Source organism: Acinetobacter sp. YH12252 (assembly GCF_013417365.1).
GTDB classification, from domain to species: domain Bacteria; phylum Pseudomonadota; class Gammaproteobacteria; order Pseudomonadales; family Moraxellaceae; genus Acinetobacter; species Acinetobacter towneri.
On the sequence record NZ_VPEA01000014.1, the window covers coordinates 1 to 20135 of the forward strand.

16 protein-coding genes and 1 rRNA gene are annotated in these 20135 nt (G+C 40.4%); 7 read left to right on the top strand and 10 right to left on the bottom strand.

The window, feature by feature from the left end; all coding sequences use genetic code 11:
- The first annotated feature begins 1 nt into the window (after nucleotide 1).
- Nucleotides 2-116, top strand: a 5S ribosomal RNA gene (rrf, locus tag FTV28_RS11480).
- A gap of 138 nt (nucleotides 117-254) precedes the next feature.
- On the opposite strand, the gene FTV28_RS11485 is transcribed toward rrf, so the two are convergent.
- Nucleotides 255-1634, bottom strand: coding sequence for a dihydrolipoyl dehydrogenase (locus tag FTV28_RS11485; protein WP_179990513.1), 1380 nt, complete (start codon nucleotides 1632-1634; stop codon nucleotides 255-257).
- A gap of 209 nt (nucleotides 1635-1843) precedes the next feature.
- Here FTV28_RS11485 and FTV28_RS11490 point away from each other — a divergent pair, with 209 nt between their 5' ends.
- Complete coding sequence (locus FTV28_RS11490) at nucleotides 1844-9997, top strand: hypothetical protein (RefSeq protein WP_179990515.1); 8154 nt, start codon at nucleotides 1844-1846, stop codon at nucleotides 9995-9997.
- Nucleotides 9998-10218: 221 nt separating this feature from the next.
- On the opposite strand, the gene FTV28_RS11495 is transcribed toward FTV28_RS11490, so the two are convergent.
- Nucleotides 10219-10554: a TIGR01244 family sulfur transferase gene (locus FTV28_RS11495; RefSeq protein ID WP_179990518.1), complete on the bottom strand. Its 336-nt coding sequence runs from the start codon at nucleotides 10552-10554 to the stop codon at nucleotides 10219-10221.
- 123 nt (nucleotides 10555-10677) lie between these two features.
- Between FTV28_RS11495 and FTV28_RS11500 the strand changes: the two genes are divergently transcribed.
- Genes FTV28_RS11500 through FTV28_RS11510 form a run of 3 tightly spaced genes read left to right on the top strand, consistent with a single transcriptional unit; the run spans nucleotide 10678 to nucleotide 12480 of the window.
- Complete coding sequence (locus FTV28_RS11500) at nucleotides 10678-11574, top strand: alpha/beta hydrolase (protein ID WP_179990520.1); 897 nt, start codon at nucleotides 10678-10680, stop codon at nucleotides 11572-11574.
- Nucleotides 11575-12006 carry a thioredoxin TrxC gene (trxC, locus tag FTV28_RS11505; RefSeq protein WP_179990522.1) on the top strand — a complete coding sequence of 144 codons (432 nt, stop codon included), beginning with the start codon at nucleotides 11575-11577 and terminating at the stop codon, nucleotides 12004-12006. It begins immediately after the preceding gene.
- 42 nt (nucleotides 12007-12048) lie between these two features.
- Nucleotides 12049-12480, top strand: a complete 432-nt coding sequence (locus FTV28_RS11510) for an acyl-CoA thioesterase (RefSeq protein ID WP_004976232.1) — start codon at nucleotides 12049-12051, stop codon at nucleotides 12478-12480.
- Nucleotides 12481-12559: 79 nt separating this feature from the next.
- Here the strand turns inward: FTV28_RS11510 and FTV28_RS11515 are convergent, their stop codons facing one another.
- Entirely contained in the window at nucleotides 12560-13069 is a 510-nt protein-coding gene (locus tag FTV28_RS11515; RefSeq protein ID WP_179990524.1) for a DUF4442 domain-containing protein, read from the bottom strand.
- Nucleotides 13070-13081: 12 nt separating this feature from the next.
- On the bottom strand, nucleotides 13082-13570 hold the full coding sequence (locus FTV28_RS11520; protein ID WP_004976234.1) for a YajQ family cyclic di-GMP-binding protein: 489 nt from the start codon (nucleotides 13568-13570) through the stop codon (nucleotides 13082-13084).
- A gap of 92 nt (nucleotides 13571-13662) precedes the next feature.
- On the opposite strand from FTV28_RS11520, the gene FTV28_RS11525 reads away from it, so the two are divergent.
- Entirely contained in the window at nucleotides 13663-13977 is a 315-nt protein-coding gene (locus FTV28_RS11525) for a rhodanese-like domain-containing protein (RefSeq protein ID WP_004976235.1), read from the top strand.
- A 79-nt stretch (nucleotides 13978-14056) separates the two neighbouring features.
- On the opposite strand, the gene mnmC is transcribed toward FTV28_RS11525, so the two are convergent.
- From mnmC to FTV28_RS11545, 4 genes are read right to left on the bottom strand one after another with little or no spacing between them, the layout of a single operon-like run.
- Nucleotides 14057-15958, bottom strand: coding sequence for an FAD-dependent 5-carboxymethylaminomethyl-2-thiouridine(34) oxidoreductase MnmC (mnmC, locus tag FTV28_RS11530; RefSeq protein WP_179990526.1), 1902 nt, complete (start codon nucleotides 15956-15958; stop codon nucleotides 14057-14059).
- A gap of 37 nt (nucleotides 15959-15995) precedes the next feature.
- Nucleotides 15996-16451, bottom strand: coding sequence for a hypothetical protein (locus FTV28_RS11535; protein ID WP_136143969.1), 456 nt, complete (start codon nucleotides 16449-16451; stop codon nucleotides 15996-15998).
- A 5-nt stretch (nucleotides 16452-16456) separates the two neighbouring features.
- Nucleotides 16457-16759, bottom strand: coding sequence for a YciI family protein (locus FTV28_RS11540; RefSeq protein WP_004976238.1), 303 nt, complete (start codon nucleotides 16757-16759; stop codon nucleotides 16457-16459).
- Nucleotides 16760-16788: 29 nt separating this feature from the next.
- A complete protein-coding gene (locus FTV28_RS11545) occupies nucleotides 16789-17400 on the bottom strand; it encodes a septation protein IspZ (protein ID WP_004976239.1) in 612 nt (203 codons plus the stop codon).
- Between the two features lie 45 nt (nucleotides 17401-17445).
- Here FTV28_RS11545 and FTV28_RS11550 point away from each other — a divergent pair, with 45 nt between their 5' ends.
- Entirely contained in the window at nucleotides 17446-18300 is an 855-nt protein-coding gene (locus FTV28_RS11550; protein WP_131261955.1) for a PHP domain-containing protein, read from the top strand.
- Nucleotides 18301-18405: 105 nt separating this feature from the next.
- On the opposite strand, the gene FTV28_RS11555 is transcribed toward FTV28_RS11550, so the two are convergent.
- Both FTV28_RS11555 and radC read right to left on the bottom strand, forming a co-directional pair.
- Nucleotides 18406-19314, bottom strand: coding sequence for a bestrophin family protein (locus FTV28_RS11555; protein ID WP_154321041.1), 909 nt, complete (start codon nucleotides 19312-19314; stop codon nucleotides 18406-18408).
- A 68-nt stretch (nucleotides 19315-19382) separates the two neighbouring features.
- Nucleotides 19383-20081 (bottom strand): DNA repair protein RadC, encoded by a 699-nt coding sequence (gene radC / locus FTV28_RS11560; RefSeq protein WP_154321040.1) that lies wholly within the window; start codon nucleotides 20079-20081, stop codon nucleotides 19383-19385.
- Between the last annotated feature and the right edge of the window lie 54 nt (nucleotides 20082-20135).

Sequence of the window (20135 nt, forward strand, 5' to 3'; positions counted from 1 at the left end):
TGCTGGCGACCATAGCAAGAGTGAACCACCTGATCCCTTCCCGAACTCAGAAGTGAAACCTCTTCGCGCTGATGGTAGTGTGGGGTTACCCATGTGAGAGTAAGTCATCGCCAGCTCATTATTCGAACACCCTCAACTCACGTTGGGGGTGTTTTTTTATGGGAGAAAGAAAATATTAAAAACTATAAAAAGTGAAGGCAAAATAAAACCATCAGGGGATGGTTTTAAAGAGTAAGCATACTTTCTAAATTTGATTAGATTTCACGTAGTTGTCGACGTGCATGTTTAAGTGCTGTTCTTAAACCCTCTTCTAGTGTTGGATGGTAGAACGGTTTATCTAAAATATCCTCAAGTGTGAGTTCTTCATCAATCATCCAAGCCAATAAGTGCGCCATGTGCTCAGCAGCATCCACAAATAATTCAGCACCTAATAACTTTTGACTTTTATTATTAATATAAACTTCAATCGCACCTTTATTTTTTCCCAGCACCAAAGCGCGACCTTGTTTTTCATAAGAAACAAAGCCTGTCGTAAATGCAATATTTTGCTCTTTCAGTTGTTTATAGTTTTGTCCTACAGATGCCATTTCAGGTGAGCTAAACACAATACCCATAGGTGTTAATGTTTTAATATTTTCAATGTTTGGAAAGTTTAAGCAATTATGTACAGCTAGACGTCCTTCATGTGCTGCTTCATGTTGAATGGGGGTGTTAGTGTGTGCATCACCCACAATAAAAATAGCATGCCGTCCGAGTTGTTTGGTGTGTGCATCAATTGGGAGCTGTTTGATGTTGTTAAAACTCGTATCAATATTTTCAAGTTGAAGCTGATCTAAATAGCTGCGTCTACCCGTGGCAACCAATACATAATCGGCAGTTAAGCTCTGTGTTTGTCCATCTTCTTGATATTCAATTTGCACGCCTTGTTCTGTTCTTTGTAGTTGTGTTGGCAAGGTTTCAAATTTGATATTCAATTCTTGACTAAGTGTATTTTGTGCAATGGTTTGTAGTTCTGGGCTGCTGAGTGAACCAACTTTACGACTACGTGCAAAAATAGTGGTCTCTACCCCTAAGCGTTGCATAGCTTGAGCCAATTCGATTGCAATTACACCACTGCCAATGACGGTCAAAGATTGCGGTAAGTGCTCTAATTCAAAAATTTGATCTGATGTGATTAAGCGTTCGCCTAAGTTTTCTTTCCAGGCTTGGTCATAAGCAGGAGTAGAACCGACTGCAACAATAAAAGCTTTTGCGTGATATTGTTGTCCATTCACTTGAATTGTATGGGCATCAATAAAAGTCGCAAAGCCTGAAATCTTATGGGATGCTTCCCAGCGATCTACATCTTTTTGTGTGGCACGGGTAAAACGATCACGTAATTGACGTACGTGCGTCATGATTTGGGATGTATCAATTTTTGCATCTACCGTGAGTGCAACTTCTTGTGCATGTTGAATGTCGTGCATGCGATTGGCACTAGAGATGAGGACTTTGCTAGGCATACAACCAACACGGGCACAGGTGGTGTCCCATGGACCGTGATTGATGATGAGTAGGTTTTGGGTGTATTTAATTGCTTCTTTATAGGCGCTAATGCCTGCGGTACCTGCACCAATAATAATGAGGTCGTACATGATGGTTACACCTATTTTATTAAATGGTTAACTAATATTTAATTTATAACCTTTAAGTTGAAATAACTACAATTAACAGCCGATATCACGATTTAATTTGTGGCTTGGAAGATTTACATTGAAAGTTTTTGTAATTTTGAGTAAATTCCGTTAAAAGCCGTAAACTATCTTGCGGGTCTGTGACATTTATAAAAACGATGGGTACGAATATGACATATTTTATTAACTTAAAAAAATTAGGGGTAAAGTCTACAGTATTGGCTTCTTCTATCGCATTGGTTGCGTGTGGTGGTGGTGGAAGTGATGGTTATTACAATACAGACAATAATAGTCAACCAAATACAGGAGGAAATAATGGAGGCGGCAATGAATCTACAGATAATACAGCTCAAGTTCCAGAAAGCTTGAATATTAGTTTGCAAGATTCGAGTGGCCAAAATATTGTTCAGGTTGTAGATAATTCAACTGTACAAATTGCTGTTCAGGTCTTAAATGCAGATAAAGGTGGAATTTCTAGCAAAAATGTACGATTAGCGATTAATGATTCAGATAAATTAGGTGTAACAAGCAAAAGTTCCTTAGTTGCTACAGCTGAAGATGGCATTGCTATTTTTGAGCTTAAAATTCCTTCAATTAATATTGAATCTGGTAAAGTACAATTAACTGCAACTGTAGATGGCACACAAGTTAAACAGGTATATACCCTTAATATTAAAAAATCTAGTGTAATTGTTAGTGATTATACTCTAGATGTGCCACAAGGCCTTACGATTGATTTACCAAATGGGGCAGTTGAATTTTTTGTCCAAGTGACTGATCCAAAAGGTGGTTCTAAGTCAGGACAAACCGTTGAATTGTCTTTACCTGCTGAGTTACAAGGATTGCTTGTAATTAGCAACGGATCATCTGTACAGACAGATAGTGAAGGTAAAGCAAATTTTAAACTTGTAGCAAATAAAAATTTAACTGCGGCACAAATTCAACAGCTTGTAGATACATCTAAAATACTAAACTTTAAACTCATTGATGAGCATCGTGCAGAAAAGCAAGCAACTACGTCTCTAACATTTAAAGATATTGCAACAATTGTCGATAAACTTGAAATTATTAAGCCTGATGCACCGATTGCTGCAAAAAATGGCGAAGCACGTATTCGTGTATATGCCAAAAATTCCAATAAACAAGATTTAGCAGGTAAAAAAGTTCGCCTGGAGACCAATCAATCTGGTCGTGGTGTGACCTTGGATAAAACTGAAGCCATTACAAATGCACAAGGTTATGCGGAATTTATCCTAAAAAGTAATTCTGATACACCACTTGCTTTGAAGGATGAAGGGATTGAACTTAAAGCAACTTTCCTAGAGAACCCTGAGAAATTCGCGACCATTACTGTTGATGTCATTACTGCAGATGATAGTGCAACCGATCAAGAAGCTATTCAACGTCTAGAAATCGCTTCATCTTATAAAATCAATGCAATGTCTGACAGTGTTGAAATTAAGGTAAAAGCGATTGCGAACAATGGACATGCTGCGAAAAAAGGTAAAATCAAACTTACCTTGAATAGCGAAGCTGTAGCGAATGCTGTTAAGTTAGAAGGCAGTAGTGATGGTGTTAACTTTGATTTAAATGAAAGTCAGTCTGTCGGTGCAGAGGGTTATGTCACTTTCAGAATTAAAACACCAGCATCGCAAACAGCAGCAGCTGTAGAAGCATTAAAGGCTTCAGGGATCACAGCGACGTTTACAACAGATAACGGTATTAGCAATAATATTAAAATTGTTGTTGAAGATAAGGCTGTTGCAACTGAAGCAGTTAAGTATCTCTTAATTGACCCAATCAATGAAAACTTTGATCCTACCAAGAACCAAGACATTACAATTAAAGTAAAAGCAATTGGTGAAAAAGGTGGCCCTCTTAAAAATGAAAAAGTATCAATTAAATCTTTACTTTCAGATGATCAGCTGAATAAGTTGAGTCTAAGTTTAAGTACAGCTGCTGAAGTTTTAACAGATGTAGATGGTTATGCAACGTTTGTTTATAAGTATCAATATAATAAATCTGCAGAACAGCAAGCGTTGGCTAAGCAAGGGATTACTTTTACATCCACGGCATTATCTAATCAAAAGACTCAAACAATTAAAGTTAACTTCAATACAAAGAGTGTCAGTGACAAAGTCAGCCTTGATTACTTTACTTTAGATACTGATGGTTTAGCTCAAATTGCACTTAATCAACAAACTGAAATTGTAGTGCGTACGCAAGCCTTTGGTGTTGATGGTGCAGTTCTTGCAAATCAAGAATTAGCTATTGGTATTGATGAAACTGCGATTTCAAATGGTGTTTCATATGCCACAGCAACTAAGCTTGTATCGGATGCACAAGGTAAAGTTGAATTTAAATTAAAAGTTGCAGCACGTAATTTAACTGAATTAAATACCTTAATTGAAAAAGGCCTAACTGTTGCAGTAGTGTCTTATCGTAATGATGGTTCTAAGCATTCGGTTACTCGTAAAATTGACTTAGTTTCAAACTCGATTATTGACACTGGAACGAGTCAAGTGGATTACCTCATGGTAGATCCAATATTAACCCGTTTTGACTATACGCAAAATCAAGAAATTACCGTTCGTGTAAAAGCATTAGATGTCAATGGAAGCCCATTAGCAAAAGAAAAAATTCAATTAAAATCTGCCCTAACTAATCAGCAGATGCAGCACTTAGGCTTAAGTTTTACGACCCAAGCAGAACAAATCACTGATGCATTAGGTTATGCAACGTTTAAACTTAGTTACCAGTATAACGAAACGCCTGAACAAGAAGAGCTAGCGAAAAAAGGTCTTACTTTCAATGCTTTGGCGAATGGTAAGGTCAGCAATATTCGCATTAACTTTAAGGCTCCGAGCGATAGTATTGACTTAAGTTTCTTTACTGTTGATACAGATGGACAAGCCTTAATTTCGACCACTACAGATACACCGATCAAGATCCGTGTCAAGGCAATGGGTACAGATGGTAAGGTTTTAGCTAACCAACGTATTAGTATTGGTATTGATAATACTGCAGTTTCAAATGGCGTAACGTATGCAACCTCTAACAACCTAGTTACAGATGCATTAGGTAATGCTGAGTTCGTTTTAAATGCGAAACCAAAAAATAAAGATGAACTGAATGCATTGCTTGCGAGTGGTGTAACAGTCGCTGTTAAAGCAACTGCAAAAGATGGTTCTGAATATACAACTCTAAGAACGATTAAGCTTATTGAGCAAGAGCAAGTATCGCAAGTATCTTCACTACTAATCGATCCGTTACAAGCAGCATATGACTATACAAAAGACCAAACAATTCAAGTGCGCGTGAAAGCGATTGGTCAAGCTGGTCAGTCTTTACGTAATGAAAAAGTGAGCTTAACGACAGCCCTTAGTGCACAAGAGTTAGCTGATCTGAATTTAAGTCTTGTTGGCGATGCGACGAAACTGACTGATGATTATGGTTACGTGACATTCACATTTGACTATAAATACAATGCACAGTCTCCTGCACAAAAGAAACTGTTAAATGGTTTTGAAATTACAGCAACTGCCAATGGAAAGACGAATAATACGATTATTAACTTTAAAGCACCTGCAAATGAACAAGAAATCAATCTTGATTATTTAGTGGTATCTACAGGTGGTCGTGCAGTTATCTCAACCGATCAACCAACAGAAGTGATAATTACAGCAACTGCATTGGCAACAAATGGTCAGATATTAAAAGACCAGACTGTGAAAATTGAATTGAATGAAACAGAAACCAATAGTGGTATTTCATTTAATTCTGCGACAGAAGTTGTGACCAATGCACAAGGACAAGCCACATTTAAAGTCAACATTGCACCAGAAAATGCATCTGAATTAGAGGCATTGCTTGCATCTGGTTTGAATGTTCGTTTATCTGCACAGCGTGTAGATGGTTCTGCATACAAAGTATCAAGAAAAGTTGAACTTTATAAGTCAGAAGCAGAAGCACCAAGTGAAGTTGATTATCTGATCATTGATCCAATTAGTGTTTATGACTACAGTAAAAATCACATTATTGCGGTACGAGTGAAGGCGATTGGTGAAGATGGTAGCGCATTACGTAATGAAAAAATTACATTGCGCCCTGAAAACATCTCAAGTGCAGAATTAGCGAAACTTAATTTAAGTTTAAATGGTGCTGCTGAGCAATATACCGATGATCAAGGCTATGCTGTCTTCGAATTTAGCTATAACTATGATGCACAATCTACAGAGCAAAAACCTCTTGCATTGAAAGGTGTAGCATTATTGGCGACTGCAAATGGTAAAGAGCAGCGCACAGTTATTAACTTTGCGGAAACTCAAACTAATACGCTTGATTATCTTGTCATTGATATGATTGGTAAAGCTGTCATTGATACGGATGTAGAAAATAAAGTTGCGTTATCTGTGCTTGCAAAAGGTACTGATGGTTCAGTTTTGGAGAATCAAAATGTTCAGATTGAATTAACCAATGAAAATGGTATCAATCTTCTTACAGCTTCGTCAGTAGCAACTGATGCAGAAGGTTATGCAAAATTTGAATTCAGTGTGCATCCAAAGAACCAACAGGAATTAGAAGCATTATTGGCAAATGGCGTAACAGTGAAAGTCTTATCTGCAGTTGCTGATGGATCTGTTCGTCAAGCGCAACGTAAAGTTGAATTAGTACAAGCTCAAGTTGAATCTAAAGTTGAGACTTTAGTTATTGATCCAATCTTAAACTCATTTGACTATACTCAAGATCATACGATTCAAGTACGTGTTAAAGCATTAGATGCTGATGGCAGCACGCTTAAAAATGAAAAAGTCGCAATCACGACAGATATTCAAGAGAAATTAGCACAACTGAACTTTAGCTTGAATGGTGCAGCTGAACAGTTTACTGGTGATGACGGCTATGCGATATTTGTATTTGAATATAAATATGCAAAATCTACAGTACAGCGTGAGATCTTAAATGGTGTAACTGTTACCGCAACTGCAAATGAAAAAACACAGACAACAAAATTGAACTTTAGAGAGTCTTTAACTTCAGAAGCTTTAGACTATATTTCTATTGATACAAATGGTTATGCTGCGATTGAAGAAAACGTACAAACTGATATTACCGTTAAGGTACGTGCAATCAATGTGGGTGGTAAAGCACTTGCTAATCAAGATGTCGCGATCAGCTATAATGAACAAGCACATAATAATGGTGTTTATTTACTTGATCCAACAGGTGCGAATATTGGGGCACAAACCTTTACGCAAAAAACCGATGCTGATGGTTATGTGACCTTTACCTTTAAGGCATTGCCACGTAATAAAGCGGAAGTGCAAAAGCTGATTGATGATGTGACTGGTGATTTACAGGTTACATTAACAGCTAAACGTGCTGATGGTTCGAATTATGAAGCTTCTCGCCGTATTGATTTAAGAGCTCCTGATGTTGAATCTACACCTGCAGAGGTTTTAATTGATCCAATTCTGCAAGCATTTGATTATTCAAAAGATCAAAAAATTATTGTACCAGTAAAAGCGTTATCTGCTGATAAGGGTGCTTTACAAGGTGCGAAAGTAACGATTGACACACCAAATTTAACCTTAGAACAGTTAAAAACTGCTCAGTTAACCTTAACTGGTGAAGCAACGAAGTTTACTGATGCCAATGGTTACGCTTATTTTGAATTTGAATATAAGGTTGCAGGTACACAAGCGCAGATTGATTTGGTCAGCCCAGGGGTTCGTGTCACAGCGACCACCAGCAATGGTAAAGCTGCTATTCAGACCTTGAACTTTAAATCGCCAAATGCGGGTCAGATTTTAGATTACTTTACCTTGAATGCAACTGATTATGTAGTTGCATTGGATGTGAATACACATAAGACAATTCAAGTGACGATTAATGCAAAAGATACTGAAGGTAAGGCATTTGCAAACCAAGTTGTTTCACTTGGTCTAAATGAAGCTGCTTTAAGTAATGGTGTCAGCTTTGCTTCGCCATCTCAAATCATGACAGACAGCAATGGTCTTGCAACATTTGAAGTAACGATTAATCCTCAAAATCAAGCTGAAATTGAGAATCTAGCTGCAAATGATTTGGAATTTACTGCGACTGCACGACGTGCTGATGGTTCTGCATACACGTTAGTTCGTAAAGTTGAATTAGAGAAAGCCACTGTGGTTTTACCAGACTTAGCAGATCTTGTCTTTACGACAGTTGATGGTGACCCATTAGATACAATTTCTGTTCTAGGTGGTGAAACACGAGTCAAAATTACAGCAGTTGATGAAAAGGATAATCCTATTCCAAATACGCCAATCGCAATTGCTTTATCTAGTTTAACTTCTAGTCGTGTGACATTAAGCAATGTACCAACTCAAACTAACAGTAAGGGTGAAGCTGAATTTACGGTTACCGTTTCTGAGGGCGCATATGATGCTAGTTTGATCAAAAATGGTATTGTCTTTGCAGTAGTTGGTACGAACTTAAATAATGGCGATCGTTTACAGCAAACAAGTGTAATTAGTATCACCGCTCCAGCAAATGCTTTAAATCCGCGTTTAACATCAGATGTAAAAACAGTGACAGCTGGGCAAACAGTTAAAGTGTATGCAGCTGTTAAAGATGAAATGGGGATTAATACTGCTAATGGTACACCAATGCAATTAACTCTGAATCCAGAAGCGATAGCTGCAGGTATTAAGCTGAGTGCTGAAGGAGTGGTAATACAAGGAAACGGTTCAGTTCCTATTGACTTGATTGTGCCAAAAGGTATTACAAAAACAGTATTAAGCTCTATTATGGTTACGGGTACTATTCGTGATCCACGTGGTAATAAACTTCAGACGGATCTAACTTTTACTGTTCAAGATATTAGTAATCCTTATCACTTGACGATAGATAGCAGTCGAGTATCTTTGTCATCATCTGGTGATAGTGCATTTGTAACAGTTAAACTTCTTGATGCGAATCAAGGTGGAGTTGCCAATGAAACTGTAACTTTAGCGATTGATGACCCACGTAATGCTACGAGTATTAATGGTTCTTCACAAATTACAACAAATGAGTTTGGTGAAGCTGTATTTGAAGTATCAATGAAATCATTACAGGGAATATTATCAACTCCTGTTCTACCAATTGAATTAACAGCAACACATACCACTGCAACAGGTGCTATAGTAACTCAACCTAGTAGTATTCAAGTCCATTCACCAACAGTTCTAGCACCAACATTAGATTTAAAAATCAAGTCATCTAAAGATAAATTGAATCTAAGAGGCGATAGTGTTGAAGTGTCTGTATTAGTAGTAGACTTAGAAGGATCAAGTCAAGCTGGTAAAGCTGTAACTTTAACAATTCCAGCTTATAGACGAAATGGTGCTTATATTCATGGAGCATCAACTATTGAAAGTGATGAAAATGGTTGGGCAAAATTTACAATTGTTATTGATGAAAGCTTGCGTGATCGAAACTATGACTTTGCTACTGCTGACCTACGTGTAGAGGCTATTGTTAAGGATGAACAAAATACAGAACGACGTGTACCTCATCGTATTGATGTTGTAAATTCAGAAGTGCCAGTTACTGTTGGTTCTATTGCTGTTAACTTTAACCCAACAGAGATTACATCAACAGCTAATGGGGTTTATTATCAAAAAGAAGGTTCTGTTCAATTAGTTGATGTTGATGGTAAACCTGTTGCAAATCAGGATGTTGTTCTGGATATTCGTCCAACTTCTTATGTCATCGGTGAATGGGTGTTTGGTATTCAAAAAGATCCATGGAAAGTCGTGACTAAACCTGTTTTAGATGCAAGTGGTAATCCTCTAACTAATCCTGATGGGACACCTAAGACAGAAGATGTAAAAGAATTGGATGCAGTTTATCCATTCACAAACTTGAAAGGTTGGATTAAACCAAATGATTATTACTATCCATTAGTTAATACAACTCCTTCACAGACATTAGCAAAGAACGAGGCTATTACTTGTCCAATTAATGCGAGTAATTCAACTTGGATGGCTAATGGACAAGCATTACGTGTAGTTCGTTTCTTAGGTGGTACAACAAATAATAGTACGACACATCCATATACTGCGACTTATCGTACAGATAGCACGGGTAGATTTGATTTCATTATTGAATATCCGAAAGCTAATGCACAATGGGTATCTGTAGAAGTTGGTGCGAAGGCGACACTTGCACGAATACAAGATGGAACACCAATTAGAGGTTATACAACACTAACCCTTCCAAGTTTAGCGAGTGACTATGCTGCCGATGGAAGTTATGCTCCTAACCGTATAAGTCCATATACAACTTGTGTTAATTGATCTAACTAAAAAACAGCGCTTCGGCGCTGTTTTTTTTGAGAACTTCTTTTTAAAAGTTAAACAGAAGTTCCCATGCTGACACCCACAGTAGGCTTAAAATTCATTGAACTACAACCCATCAATGCAAGACTGCAACATATAACCAGTAAAAATTTACTCATTAGGTCAAGCTCTGAAATTAAAAGGAAATGTTAACTAAAAGTACATTTCCCCCAAATACCTTAGTCATCCAGCAGGTCCATCTGTTTCGCCAGTTGATATAAGTTATTAGAGCGATTTCCTGTACGGCAGAACATCAAGATCGGTTTTGGTAATTCGTTATAATGGTTAGCAAAGGTGCGCACATCAAGCTCAGTAATCTGGCCGGCAACTACTGGCTGGAAGACATAATCCAGACCTGCACTGCGAGCAGCTTCCTCAATTTGTACGCTGGTTGGCTGTTCAGGGCCACCTTCCATATCTGGGCGGTTATTAATAATTGACTTAAAGCCTTTCTCTACAACTTGGCTCACATGTTCAGGACCAATTTGACCCGCAAAACCGACTTGTTCAGACATGGGAATACTCCATCATTTTATTCATGACAATATGCTTTATGATAGCATTAAGCAGATTCAAGAGCAGAATGTTCTGAAATATTTATAACGATGATAACGATAAAATAACGCAATGGAGCGCTTATGCATTCCTATATGGTTGAGCCTTTATATGTCAAAAGTGATCACGAGGTGATTGCTGCAGATTTTTATCGCCCTAAATCTATAGAAAAACCCGCGGTGATTCTGATGGCGCATGGTCTGGCCGTCTTACGTCATTTTAAATTGGTGCAATACGCACAATATTTTGCTCAGGCAGGCTATGCGGTGGTGCTATTCGATTATCGCTATTGGGGCGGGAGTACGGGGCGTCCACGTGAATTGGTATCCATAGAGGCGCAGTTAGATGACTGGCGCAGCATGATTTCACATATTGCGGAACGTAAGTCGATTGATGCCAAACGTATGATTCTGTGGGGAACTTCACTGAGTGGCGGATATGTGCTGAGTTTGGCCTCACGCTTACACAATATTGCCGCGGTCATGGTACAAGTGCCTTTTGTAGATGGTGCGGAAAGTGCCAAGTTATATCCTTTGCAGCAACTTCCGAAAGCCCTAAAAATCTCCAGTCAGGACTATATGGGAGCAAAGGTGGGAATGGCGCCCAAGACCTTGCCGGTGGTTGATCGTCATGAACTCTGTTTTATGCCGACACAAGACAGTTATGAAGGATATCTATCCATTGTGAATCCAGATTATTACTGGAGTGGTCATATCCCAGCCCGGGTATTCTTTAAATTGATGCGATATCGTCCTATTCAGGAAGTCCGCAAAATCACTATTCCTGTCCTGTTTATCGCAGCACAACAAGACAGCCTGATTCCCATTGAAGCCAGTCGGGAAACCGCAACCAATATTGCACCATTTGTACAATATCATGAGTGGAATATGCGGCATTTTGATATTTATCATGGTGAATGGTTTGAAAAAGCAGTCTCGACCCAATTAGAATTCTTACATCAACATATTGGAGTGCGCTAGATGATCATTGTATGCCCGAATTGCCAGGCTAAAAATCGTGTGCCTGAAGAAAAATTAACGGCCGATCCAGCATGTGGTCAGTGTCATCAAGCTTTAGTTCCATTAGCGCCGATTGAGCTAAATGAACAGAACTTTAGTCAGTTTGTCACCCATAGTGATCTTCCCATCCTGATTGATCTATGGGCAGACTGGTGTGGTCCATGTAAAATGATGGCACCACATTTTGCAACAGTTGCCAAGCAGAATCCGCAGGTGGTGTTTGCCAAAATTGATACCGAGGCCAATCCACGCTTAAGCAGTGCATTCCATGTGCGCAGTATTCCAACACTGATATTGATGAATAAAAGCAATGAAATTGCTAGAATAAGCGGCGCGCTACGAGCGACTGAATTACAACAGTGGTTGGATCAGAAACTCAATGCCCAGTCTTAATGCACTGTTCGTGCTAATTTAATGCAAATGTCCGGAGTGAACGTGTCAGATTCTCATGCAAAACCAGAGGGAGTGCTTTCCCTACAAACAATTGCCATGCCAGCAGATACCAACTGGAGTGGAGATGTCTTTGGAGGCTGGATCGTTTCACAGATGGATTTGGCTGGTGCGATTCATGCCGAGCGTTTTAGTAAAGGACGTTGTGCCACGATTTCCATTAACCAAATGACTTTTTTGGTGCCTGTAAAAGTGGGCGATGTGATCAGTTGCTACACCAAAATTTTGAAAGTGGGCAATACTTCAATTCAAATGCAAATTGAAGTGTGGGACAGCCATGATGATTCACGTGAAGCTGTGCGTGTTACCGAAGGGGTATTTACCTTTGTTGCGGTTGATGTCAAAGGCTCAAAACGTCAGATTCCTGAAGAAGCCAAACAGAAGTTTTTAGAAGCTCAGGCTAGTCAAGCATCATAAGTATCAAGCTAGTCAAACATCGTAATGAAAAAAATCCCAGCACAGTAGCTGGGATTTTTTCTTGGAGAGGAAACAGGCGTTAGGCTTGTTTCTGCTTTAAATGTGCTTTTGACACCCATGCCCACAACATTTCACACTGAATCGGAGCTTCGCCTGATTCATCAATCACACTGACATTGACCAGTGTTTCACCTTTGTCGGTGCTGTGCATGAGTTGTTGCTGTTCTGGGCTGAGTGTGGCAATGGCTGTCATTGCACCTTGAGTTGGACGTTTAAAGTCCACTTTCAGGCTTTTAATCAGCACAATGGCACTATCAGGTACATTCATAGCAGTCACAAAACCTGTAGCAGTTTCGGCAAGCAGCGCCATAGCACAGGCATGTACCTGTCCAATATGGTTTTGCATGGCTTTATGATTGGCAAGACTGACCACCACTTGCGATGGGGTTACTTCTTGATAGCGAATTTTCGCAGTGCCCACCATCGGCACGACACGGCCAAAGGCTTGACTTAAAAGGCGGCTTTGAATGCCTTTCGGCAATTTTGATGTTGCTTTGACCAGTTTATTTAAGCGATTGGTTGGTGCCATGACATCCCCAAATTAATCTTTAAAGTTGTTAAATTGCAGCGGCAGACCAAATTGTTGCTCTTTCAAGAACGCCATGACTTGTTGCAATGTATCGCGTTTCTTGTCGGTCACTCGAATTTTGTCACCCTGAATAGAAGATTGCACTTTAATGCCACTGTCTTTAATGGCTTTGTTAATTTTTTTTGCGGTATCTGAGTCAAGACCATCTTTAAGTTTGATCACTTGAATCACATTTTTACCCGATGCGGTCATTTTTTGTGGGTCAAGCGCCTGAATGTCGACTTTACGCTTATAGAAGTGATTTTCGAGCATGGTATACACTTGCTCACATTGGAAATCACTTTCAGTGGAGATTTTAATCTCTTTGTTTTTTTCATTGAGGTCGATAGAAACATCCTGACCACGAAAATCGAAACGAGTACCGATTTCTTTTTGTGTGTTTTGAACCGCATGATTCACTTCAAAAAGTTCTAATTCAGAAACAATATCGAAAGAAGGCATAATGAAGACCTTTGCAAATGGAAACAATATCTGAGATGCTAGGGATGTTTTCTTCATTTGCCAAGTGTTGTTTTACATCAAAGGAGTGCGCAATGATCCGTAAACAAGAAATTACAACATTTGAGTTCCCAGCTGACGCGATTATCTGGGATGTACGTGATGCAAGTGCTTATGCAGAAGCTCATGTTAAAGGTGCTGTGAATCAGCCAATTAACGATCTATCAGCAGAGAGTCTTACTCAGGTGTCGGCGGATCAACCCATTTACATTTTATGTGGTGGCGGAAGTAAAGCCCCACGTGCAGCGGAAAAACTAGAAGGTTTGGACAGCTCACGTGAATATGTGGTTTTAATGGGTGGTACACGTGCTGCGCGCGACGCAGGCATGCCTTTGGAACAAGGTCACTAAGTATCATCAATATGAAGAAAGCGCCGTAAGGCGCTTTTTTGTTGGGTATCGTTTTATTTCTATTTTCTCTAAGCGAGCGTTAGCTTGAAGGTGGAGGAGCTTTAAAATAAGGCTTCTTGGTTTTCACCTTTTTTTGAAAACGTGTAGCTGCCAGTTTTTGTACTAAGTTTTTAGGTACAGCGCAGGCTTCTGCTAAAACTTGTGCCGCCAGTATTTCACTGCACAACGGGGCAAATAAAAAGCCTTTAGAACCGAGTCCTGCAAAGCTGTAAATTTCCTGATCATCACGCATTTTGCCAAGTAGGGGAAAATAATCCTTACTTTGGGCGCGTAGCGAAGCGCGACCTTGCCAAGTATCTACGGGTGCTAAGTTTTCGGCATACGCAGGAAAGACACTGTGGATAAGTTCGTAGTTATGCACATGGTCTTCTGCCAAGACGTCACAATCTTCCCGATTTGGATAAAACGATGCACCTAAAATCAGTTGATCGGCATTGAGCTGCATGCAATAGCCGCCATAGCTATAGGCTTGTGATAATGGCAAAGCCTGATCTGTATTATTTACCCAGCTAACTTGCCCACGAATGGGTTTAAGCACAGGGTAATGCTCAAAAAAAGCACCGCTTTGCAGCGCTGCACAGACGATGACATGATCAAACACTCCAAGTTCAGTATCTACGCTGTGTAAGATCAGTTGCTGTGCTGTCGTGGTGATTTGTTTAATTTGAGCTTGCTGAAACTGAATGTGCGGATGCGCAAGAATTTCATCACGCAGTTGATGTGGAGAAACTGCTCCTGCTTGCAATAAGCTTAAACTGGCAAAGTCGCTTTGTGGCGTAAGTTCGGTTGCACTCTGTGCTGCTAAAATACCTTTTGGGTATTGTGTGGCTAAATCCAGCAATTCATCGGCATGTTTAAGTGCCAGTTGATGAATCTGCAACGGACGAAATGCTTTGAATGCGGCATAGTGATTTAAAGCATGTTGCCATGCCAAAGTCATTAAATGATCAGCACTTTGATGAATTGGGCAAAGTTTTGGGTTTAAGAGTGCCAAAGGATTGCCAGAACCGCCTGCAAGTGGCGCTGTTTGGTCATAGAGCGTGACTTGATGCCCTCGTCGGGAAAATGCCCACGCACAGCTTAAACCCGCAATTCCTGCGCCTATGATCGCAATATGGCGCTGTTGGTTGCTTGTTGTGGTATTTGTTGTAATTTGAGTTTCGTTCTGATCGGATATTGGCTCTATTTCAGGCGCTTGCCAGATGGCTTTCAGCATTTCCCGTTTATGCCCAAAACCGCGTGGGCGGGTGATGTGAATACCGTGTTGTTTTAAGCCACGTTTGAGTACGCCTGCCACACTAAATGAGGCAAAAGTCGTGCCATAATCGGACAGTGCTACAATCGGGTTGAGCACGGTTTCCTGCCACATATCGGGGTTACAGGCGGGTGCAAAGCCATCTAAAAACCACGCATTGACAGGAGCAGTTTTAGCAATGACAGGAAAAACTTCCTGAGCATCGCCTAGCCATAAATCTAGGCTAAAGCGTTCATCTGGAAAGTTTAAACGATGACAGCCTGCAATAGCGGCAGGGTATTGCTGAATCAGCTGTTCAGACAGATGACTGAGTTCGGGCCAAGCCGCTAAGGCACGTATAAGATCGGCTTTGCAAAGTGGAAATTTTTCGACAGAAATTGCGTGTAAATGGCTGTGATTATTAGGGCGTACCTGTTGCCATAATTGCCAAAGCGCTAAAATATTTAAGCCTGTACCAAAGCCTGTTTCGCCTACACAAAAATATTCAAAATTATTCAGCGCTGCTAAACGGATGGGTAAGTCATTGCCCTGTAAAAACACATGCCGCGTTTCGAGCAGGCCATTGTCTTTAGAGAAATACACATCACCAAACTGTTTGGAAATGGGCACATCAATGCCATCGACCAGTTGCCAATCCAGCTCGGCAGTTTGAATAGGCTGAAACAAAACAAAAGTCCTTTAAATGAAAAGGTGCGCAGTCAGATTACCATTGACGACGACGCTTGGTATAAACATAACTGGCAATTAGAAAGCCGAGCAATACGCCTACTGCCAGTGTCGCTGCACCATATAAAAACATTTGTGCACTGCGTTCACTTTGCAGCACTTGGACTTGCACGCCTAAATTATCATTTTTAAGTTGCAGTTCCTGATTTTGTGCTAAGGCATCTAGGTTGGCCTGTTCGAGTTGTTGCAAACGTGTGCTTTGATCTTTAATCAAGGCTTTGGTTTTGGCTTCCTGAAGGGCTTTATTTTTGGCAATTTGTTCTGCAGTTAGGGACTTATCTTGTGCAGGAGTAACCCCATTGGCTGTTGTTACAGTTGCCGTGTTGGTCACAGCAGCAGGAGCAGGTGCATTAGGTGTGGTTGTGGCTGGCTCAACTGCATAAACAGGTGAACTGAGCAGAACAGCAACAACACTGGCAACAACGAAACGCATAGCGCTTATCCTTGAGGGAATGCTTTATTGAATGGCTTAACGTCAATGTGGCTATATACGCCTTCTTTTAAGAAAGGTTCATCTTGTAGCCAAGCATCGAGTGCTTCACGACTGTCAAAATCGACAATCATGGTGCTGCCATAAAAGCCTGCTTGTGGATTGCTTGGGTCTTTTGGCATTGCCCCCGCCACAATTAAGCGACCTTCGGCATCGAGTTGTTGCAAACGTGCAAGATGTGCAGGACGGGTCGCAAGACGTTTTTCCAGTGTACCTTCACGGTCAGTACAACTCAGAACAAATAAAGGCATAGTTACTCTCGAATATCGCAGATCAGAAATTATTCAGATGTTTTAAAGTATTTGCGCAATACAATAAACTGCACAATGATAAAGGAAAACATCACAATCATGTCACCAAAAGCAGTGAATTCGCCCCAATATTTTCCGTCCATAAATAAAAATGCAAAAAATACGTGTAGGAAAGACATGACTGCAAACATGGCTGCCCAAGTATAATTCAGGTTTTTCCAGCCAGCTTCGGTCAAGTTGAACACAGGCCCAAATAAGCGTTGAATCAGTGGTTTACGGTCTTTGCTGAACCATGGTGATAGCAAAAAAGCACCTGCAAATACAATGTTTAAAATGGCAGCTTTCAGGCGAATATAAAAGTCATCGCTTAACATTAAAGTAACGCCACCAAAAATTACGGTCATAAACAGCACAATCCACTGTTGTTTATCTAAACGGAATTTTTGCATGATGAACAATGCGCCGTACACCACTAACATCGAGATGATCAGACCTGTGGTGGCCACCAAAATATGGTTGTTATCGACACCGCCTGCAGAGCCGATGAGTTGTAGTAATTGATGATTAGTGTCTTTTGGATCTACAGTTTTGTATAAATAAAAGAAAATAATGAGGGGCACAAAGTCTAAAAGTGCTTTCATGTTAGAGTATCTAAATCTGATCAAATAAATGACATAGTATAAGTGATGCACGGCGTAGATTTACATACACACAGTAATATTTCTGATGGAACTTTGTCACCTGGAGAATTGGTGTCTGCGGCAATTCAGCAGGGCATTCATACCTTGGCATTGACTGATCATGACACAATGGATGGGCTGGCTTTGGCAGAGCAAGCGGCTCAGGGGCAAGATTTAAAGATTATTTCGGGAGTGGAAATTTCCAGTCAATGGTCACGTCCTGCCACTAAAAAAAGCTATAGCGTGCATGTGGTGGCGCTAAACATGCAAAATCCTGCACCTTTACAGGCGCTGCTGGAACAGCAAAAACAAATTCGTGCAGAACGTGCCAAACAAATTTGTGATTTACTCACTCCGCTGATTGGACAAGATATTTATAATGATGTACTTCTTAAAGTCGAAGGCGTAGCAGATCGGATTACCCGTACGCACATTGCCAAAACCTTACAAGAAAAAGGCATTGTAACGCGTGTGCAGCAAGCATTTGATAAATACATCAAAGAAGGCAAAAAGGCTTATGTGAAATTTGATGGCTTGAGTTTGGAAGATACGATTCGGGTAATTCATGACAGTCAGGGTTTTGCCGTGTTGGCGCATCCAACCCGTTATGATTTATCTGCGACCAATATTCGTTATTTGATTGAAATTTTTGCCAAATATGGGGGTGATGCAGTGGAATTGCCGCCTAATATTGACCCTGCATCGACCCGTCAAATGGTGGATCGCATGATTGCTGAACATGGTCTAAAAGTATCTGTCGGCAGCGATTTTCATGGTGAAAATATGCCGTGGATTAAATTGGGCAATATTCCGCGGGTGAAAGATGGTCAAATTGGGATTTGGGAGAGTTTTGTTGAGTAACTCCCTCATCCCAACCTTCTCATATAAGCAGATGTGATATCCATTATTAAAATTTAGAAAGGATAAAAACTCCTTCTCCCTCTGGGAGAAGGTTGGGAAGAGGGTCTAAAGCAAATTATTGTCCTGTGCCTGAATTGGTGGTGGCGTTGGTTTACCCAACGTACCCAATAATTCAATTTCAATGGTTCTTACCATGGCATCTAAAGGTAAGTCATTGCTTTGCGTGCCAAAAGGTTCTTCAATTTCAGAACTGAGCGCATCCAGACCTAAAAAAGTATAAGCCAAAATACCGACCAAAAGCGGAGTCGCCAATCCGAGTGTAGACCCTAAACTAAAGGGCAACATAAAACAGAAAAAGTACACTGTTCGGTTAAGTAGGACTGAATACGCAAAAGGGAGCGGTGTGGTAGCAATACGGTCACAACCCGTGAGTACCAAACTCAGCTCTGTGACGTGTTGATTCATTTGTGTGTAAATAATATCGGAAATTTCGCCCTCTTTAAGTGCTTGCATTAACTCCCATTGAATCAAACTGAGCGTGTATTGCGGCGCATTGGCTTGTTGATACAGTTGGGTAATTGCTTGCTGACTCATGCCACTGGTTTGAATTAACTCGGTTGGATTGGCAGTTTGATGACGCAGGCGGTCGCGCAAGACATTGGCAAATACAATGACGTGCTGAATGACGCGTTCACGTCGTGCTTGACTAAGTATACGGCAGTCGCGGTCAAAGTGGCGCGCGTTGGCAATCAGCATGCCCCAAAGTTTACGTGCCTCCCACCAACGGTCATAACAGGCAGAGTTTTTAAAGCCCAAAAAAATCGACAGCACCACCCCAATTAAAGTAAAGCCAACCAAAGGCAATTCTGGAAAATGAAAATAACCAATATAAGACAAACCGCCAATAATGGTGGAGATCAACATCACCAAGCCCAAAGGCGGTAAGACCTTCGGTAAAATCGTGCCCCGCCAAGAAAACAGTAAGTTAAATACACTGGGTTGATCGACTATCATTTTATTAGAATCATCACAATTTTTTGATGATCTTCTGTGCTTGTGCAGGCTTTGTCAATATACAAATTTTAAGTGTGCTCAAATTTAAGCAGTTGTTGTTCGGCAAAGGAAAAATTACCTTCACTTGAGATGATACAGTGATCGATCAAACGCAGCTCTAGCAACTGACAGGCTTGCTGAATCTGCTGCGTCAGGACTAAATCTGCAGGTGAAGGTTGTGGTAAGCCGAAAGGATGATTGTGTGCAATCACAATCGCTGTGGCATGTTGACTAATCGCAAAACGTAGCAATTGATTAATGGAAATTTCACACGAATTTAATGCACCATAAAATAATTTTTTAAAGCTGATTTTGCGTAAACAGGCATCAAGGCAAAGCACCGCAAACACTTCTTGGGTTTCGCCCAAAAGTTCAAAACGCAGATACTCCATCAAGCGTTTGGAATTGCTAAGCTCAAGTGCATCTTGTTTTAAATGTTCGGCTACATAGCGCCGTCCAAGTTCTTTAACTGCCATGAGCTGTGAATATTTACTGTTACCCATGCCGTGAAATTGACACAACTCGGCAATGGGTGCATCGAGTAAAGTAGTGAGATTGCCAAAATGCTGAATTAGCAATCGTGCCAACTCCACCGCAGAATGTTGCTGTGAGCCTGAGCGCAAAAAAATAGCCAATAGTTCGGCATCAGATAAACTGGCAGCACCATTTTGAATGAGACGTTCACGTGGCCGTTCTTGTTCAGGCCAATGTTTAATAGATAAATGCATTGTTATTTGACTTTGTTATTCTAAATTTGAAACTTAAATCCCAACAGATCTCTT

Bases quoted from the DNA above. Each gene is read 5' to 3' on its own strand.
- FTV28_RS11525 (WP_004976235.1), top strand. From the start codon at position 13,663: ATGATCCGTAAACAAGAAATTACAACATTTGAGTTCCCAGCTGACGCG.
- FTV28_RS11515 (WP_179990524.1), bottom strand. From the start codon at position 13,069: ATGGCACCAACCAATCGCTTAAATAAACTGGTCAAAGCAACATCAAAA.
- trxC (WP_179990522.1), top strand. From the start codon at position 11,575: ATGATCATTGTATGCCCGAATTGCCAGGCTAAAAATCGTGTGCCTGAA.
- FTV28_RS11495 (WP_179990518.1), bottom strand. From the start codon at position 10,554: ATGTCTGAACAAGTCGGTTTTGCGGGTCAAATTGGTCCTGAACATGTG.
- FTV28_RS11550 (WP_131261955.1), top strand. From the start codon at position 17,446: ATGCACGGCGTAGATTTACATACACACAGTAATATTTCTGATGGAACT.
- radC (WP_154321040.1), bottom strand. From the start codon at position 20,081: ATGCATTTATCTATTAAACATTGGCCTGAACAAGAACGGCCACGTGAA.
- FTV28_RS11535 (WP_136143969.1), bottom strand. From the start codon at position 16,451: ATGCGTTTCGTTGTTGCCAGTGTTGTTGCTGTTCTGCTCAGTTCACCT.
- FTV28_RS11485 (WP_179990513.1), bottom strand. From the start codon at position 1,634: ATGTACGACCTCATTATTATTGGTGCAGGTACCGCAGGCATTAGCGCC.
- FTV28_RS11555 (WP_154321041.1), bottom strand. From the start codon at position 19,314: ATGATAGTCGATCAACCCAGTGTATTTAACTTACTGTTTTCTTGGCGG.
- FTV28_RS11540 (WP_004976238.1), bottom strand. From the start codon at position 16,759: ATGCCTTTATTTGTTCTGAGTTGTACTGACCGTGAAGGTACACTGGAA.
- FTV28_RS11520 (WP_004976234.1), bottom strand. From the start codon at position 13,570: ATGCCTTCTTTCGATATTGTTTCTGAATTAGAACTTTTTGAAGTGAAT.
- FTV28_RS11490 (WP_179990515.1), top strand. From the start codon at position 1,844: ATGACATATTTTATTAACTTAAAAAAATTAGGGGTAAAGTCTACAGTA.
- FTV28_RS11545 (WP_004976239.1), bottom strand. From the start codon at position 17,400: ATGAAAGCACTTTTAGACTTTGTGCCCCTCATTATTTTCTTTTATTTA.
- FTV28_RS11500 (WP_179990520.1), top strand. From the start codon at position 10,678: ATGCATTCCTATATGGTTGAGCCTTTATATGTCAAAAGTGATCACGAG.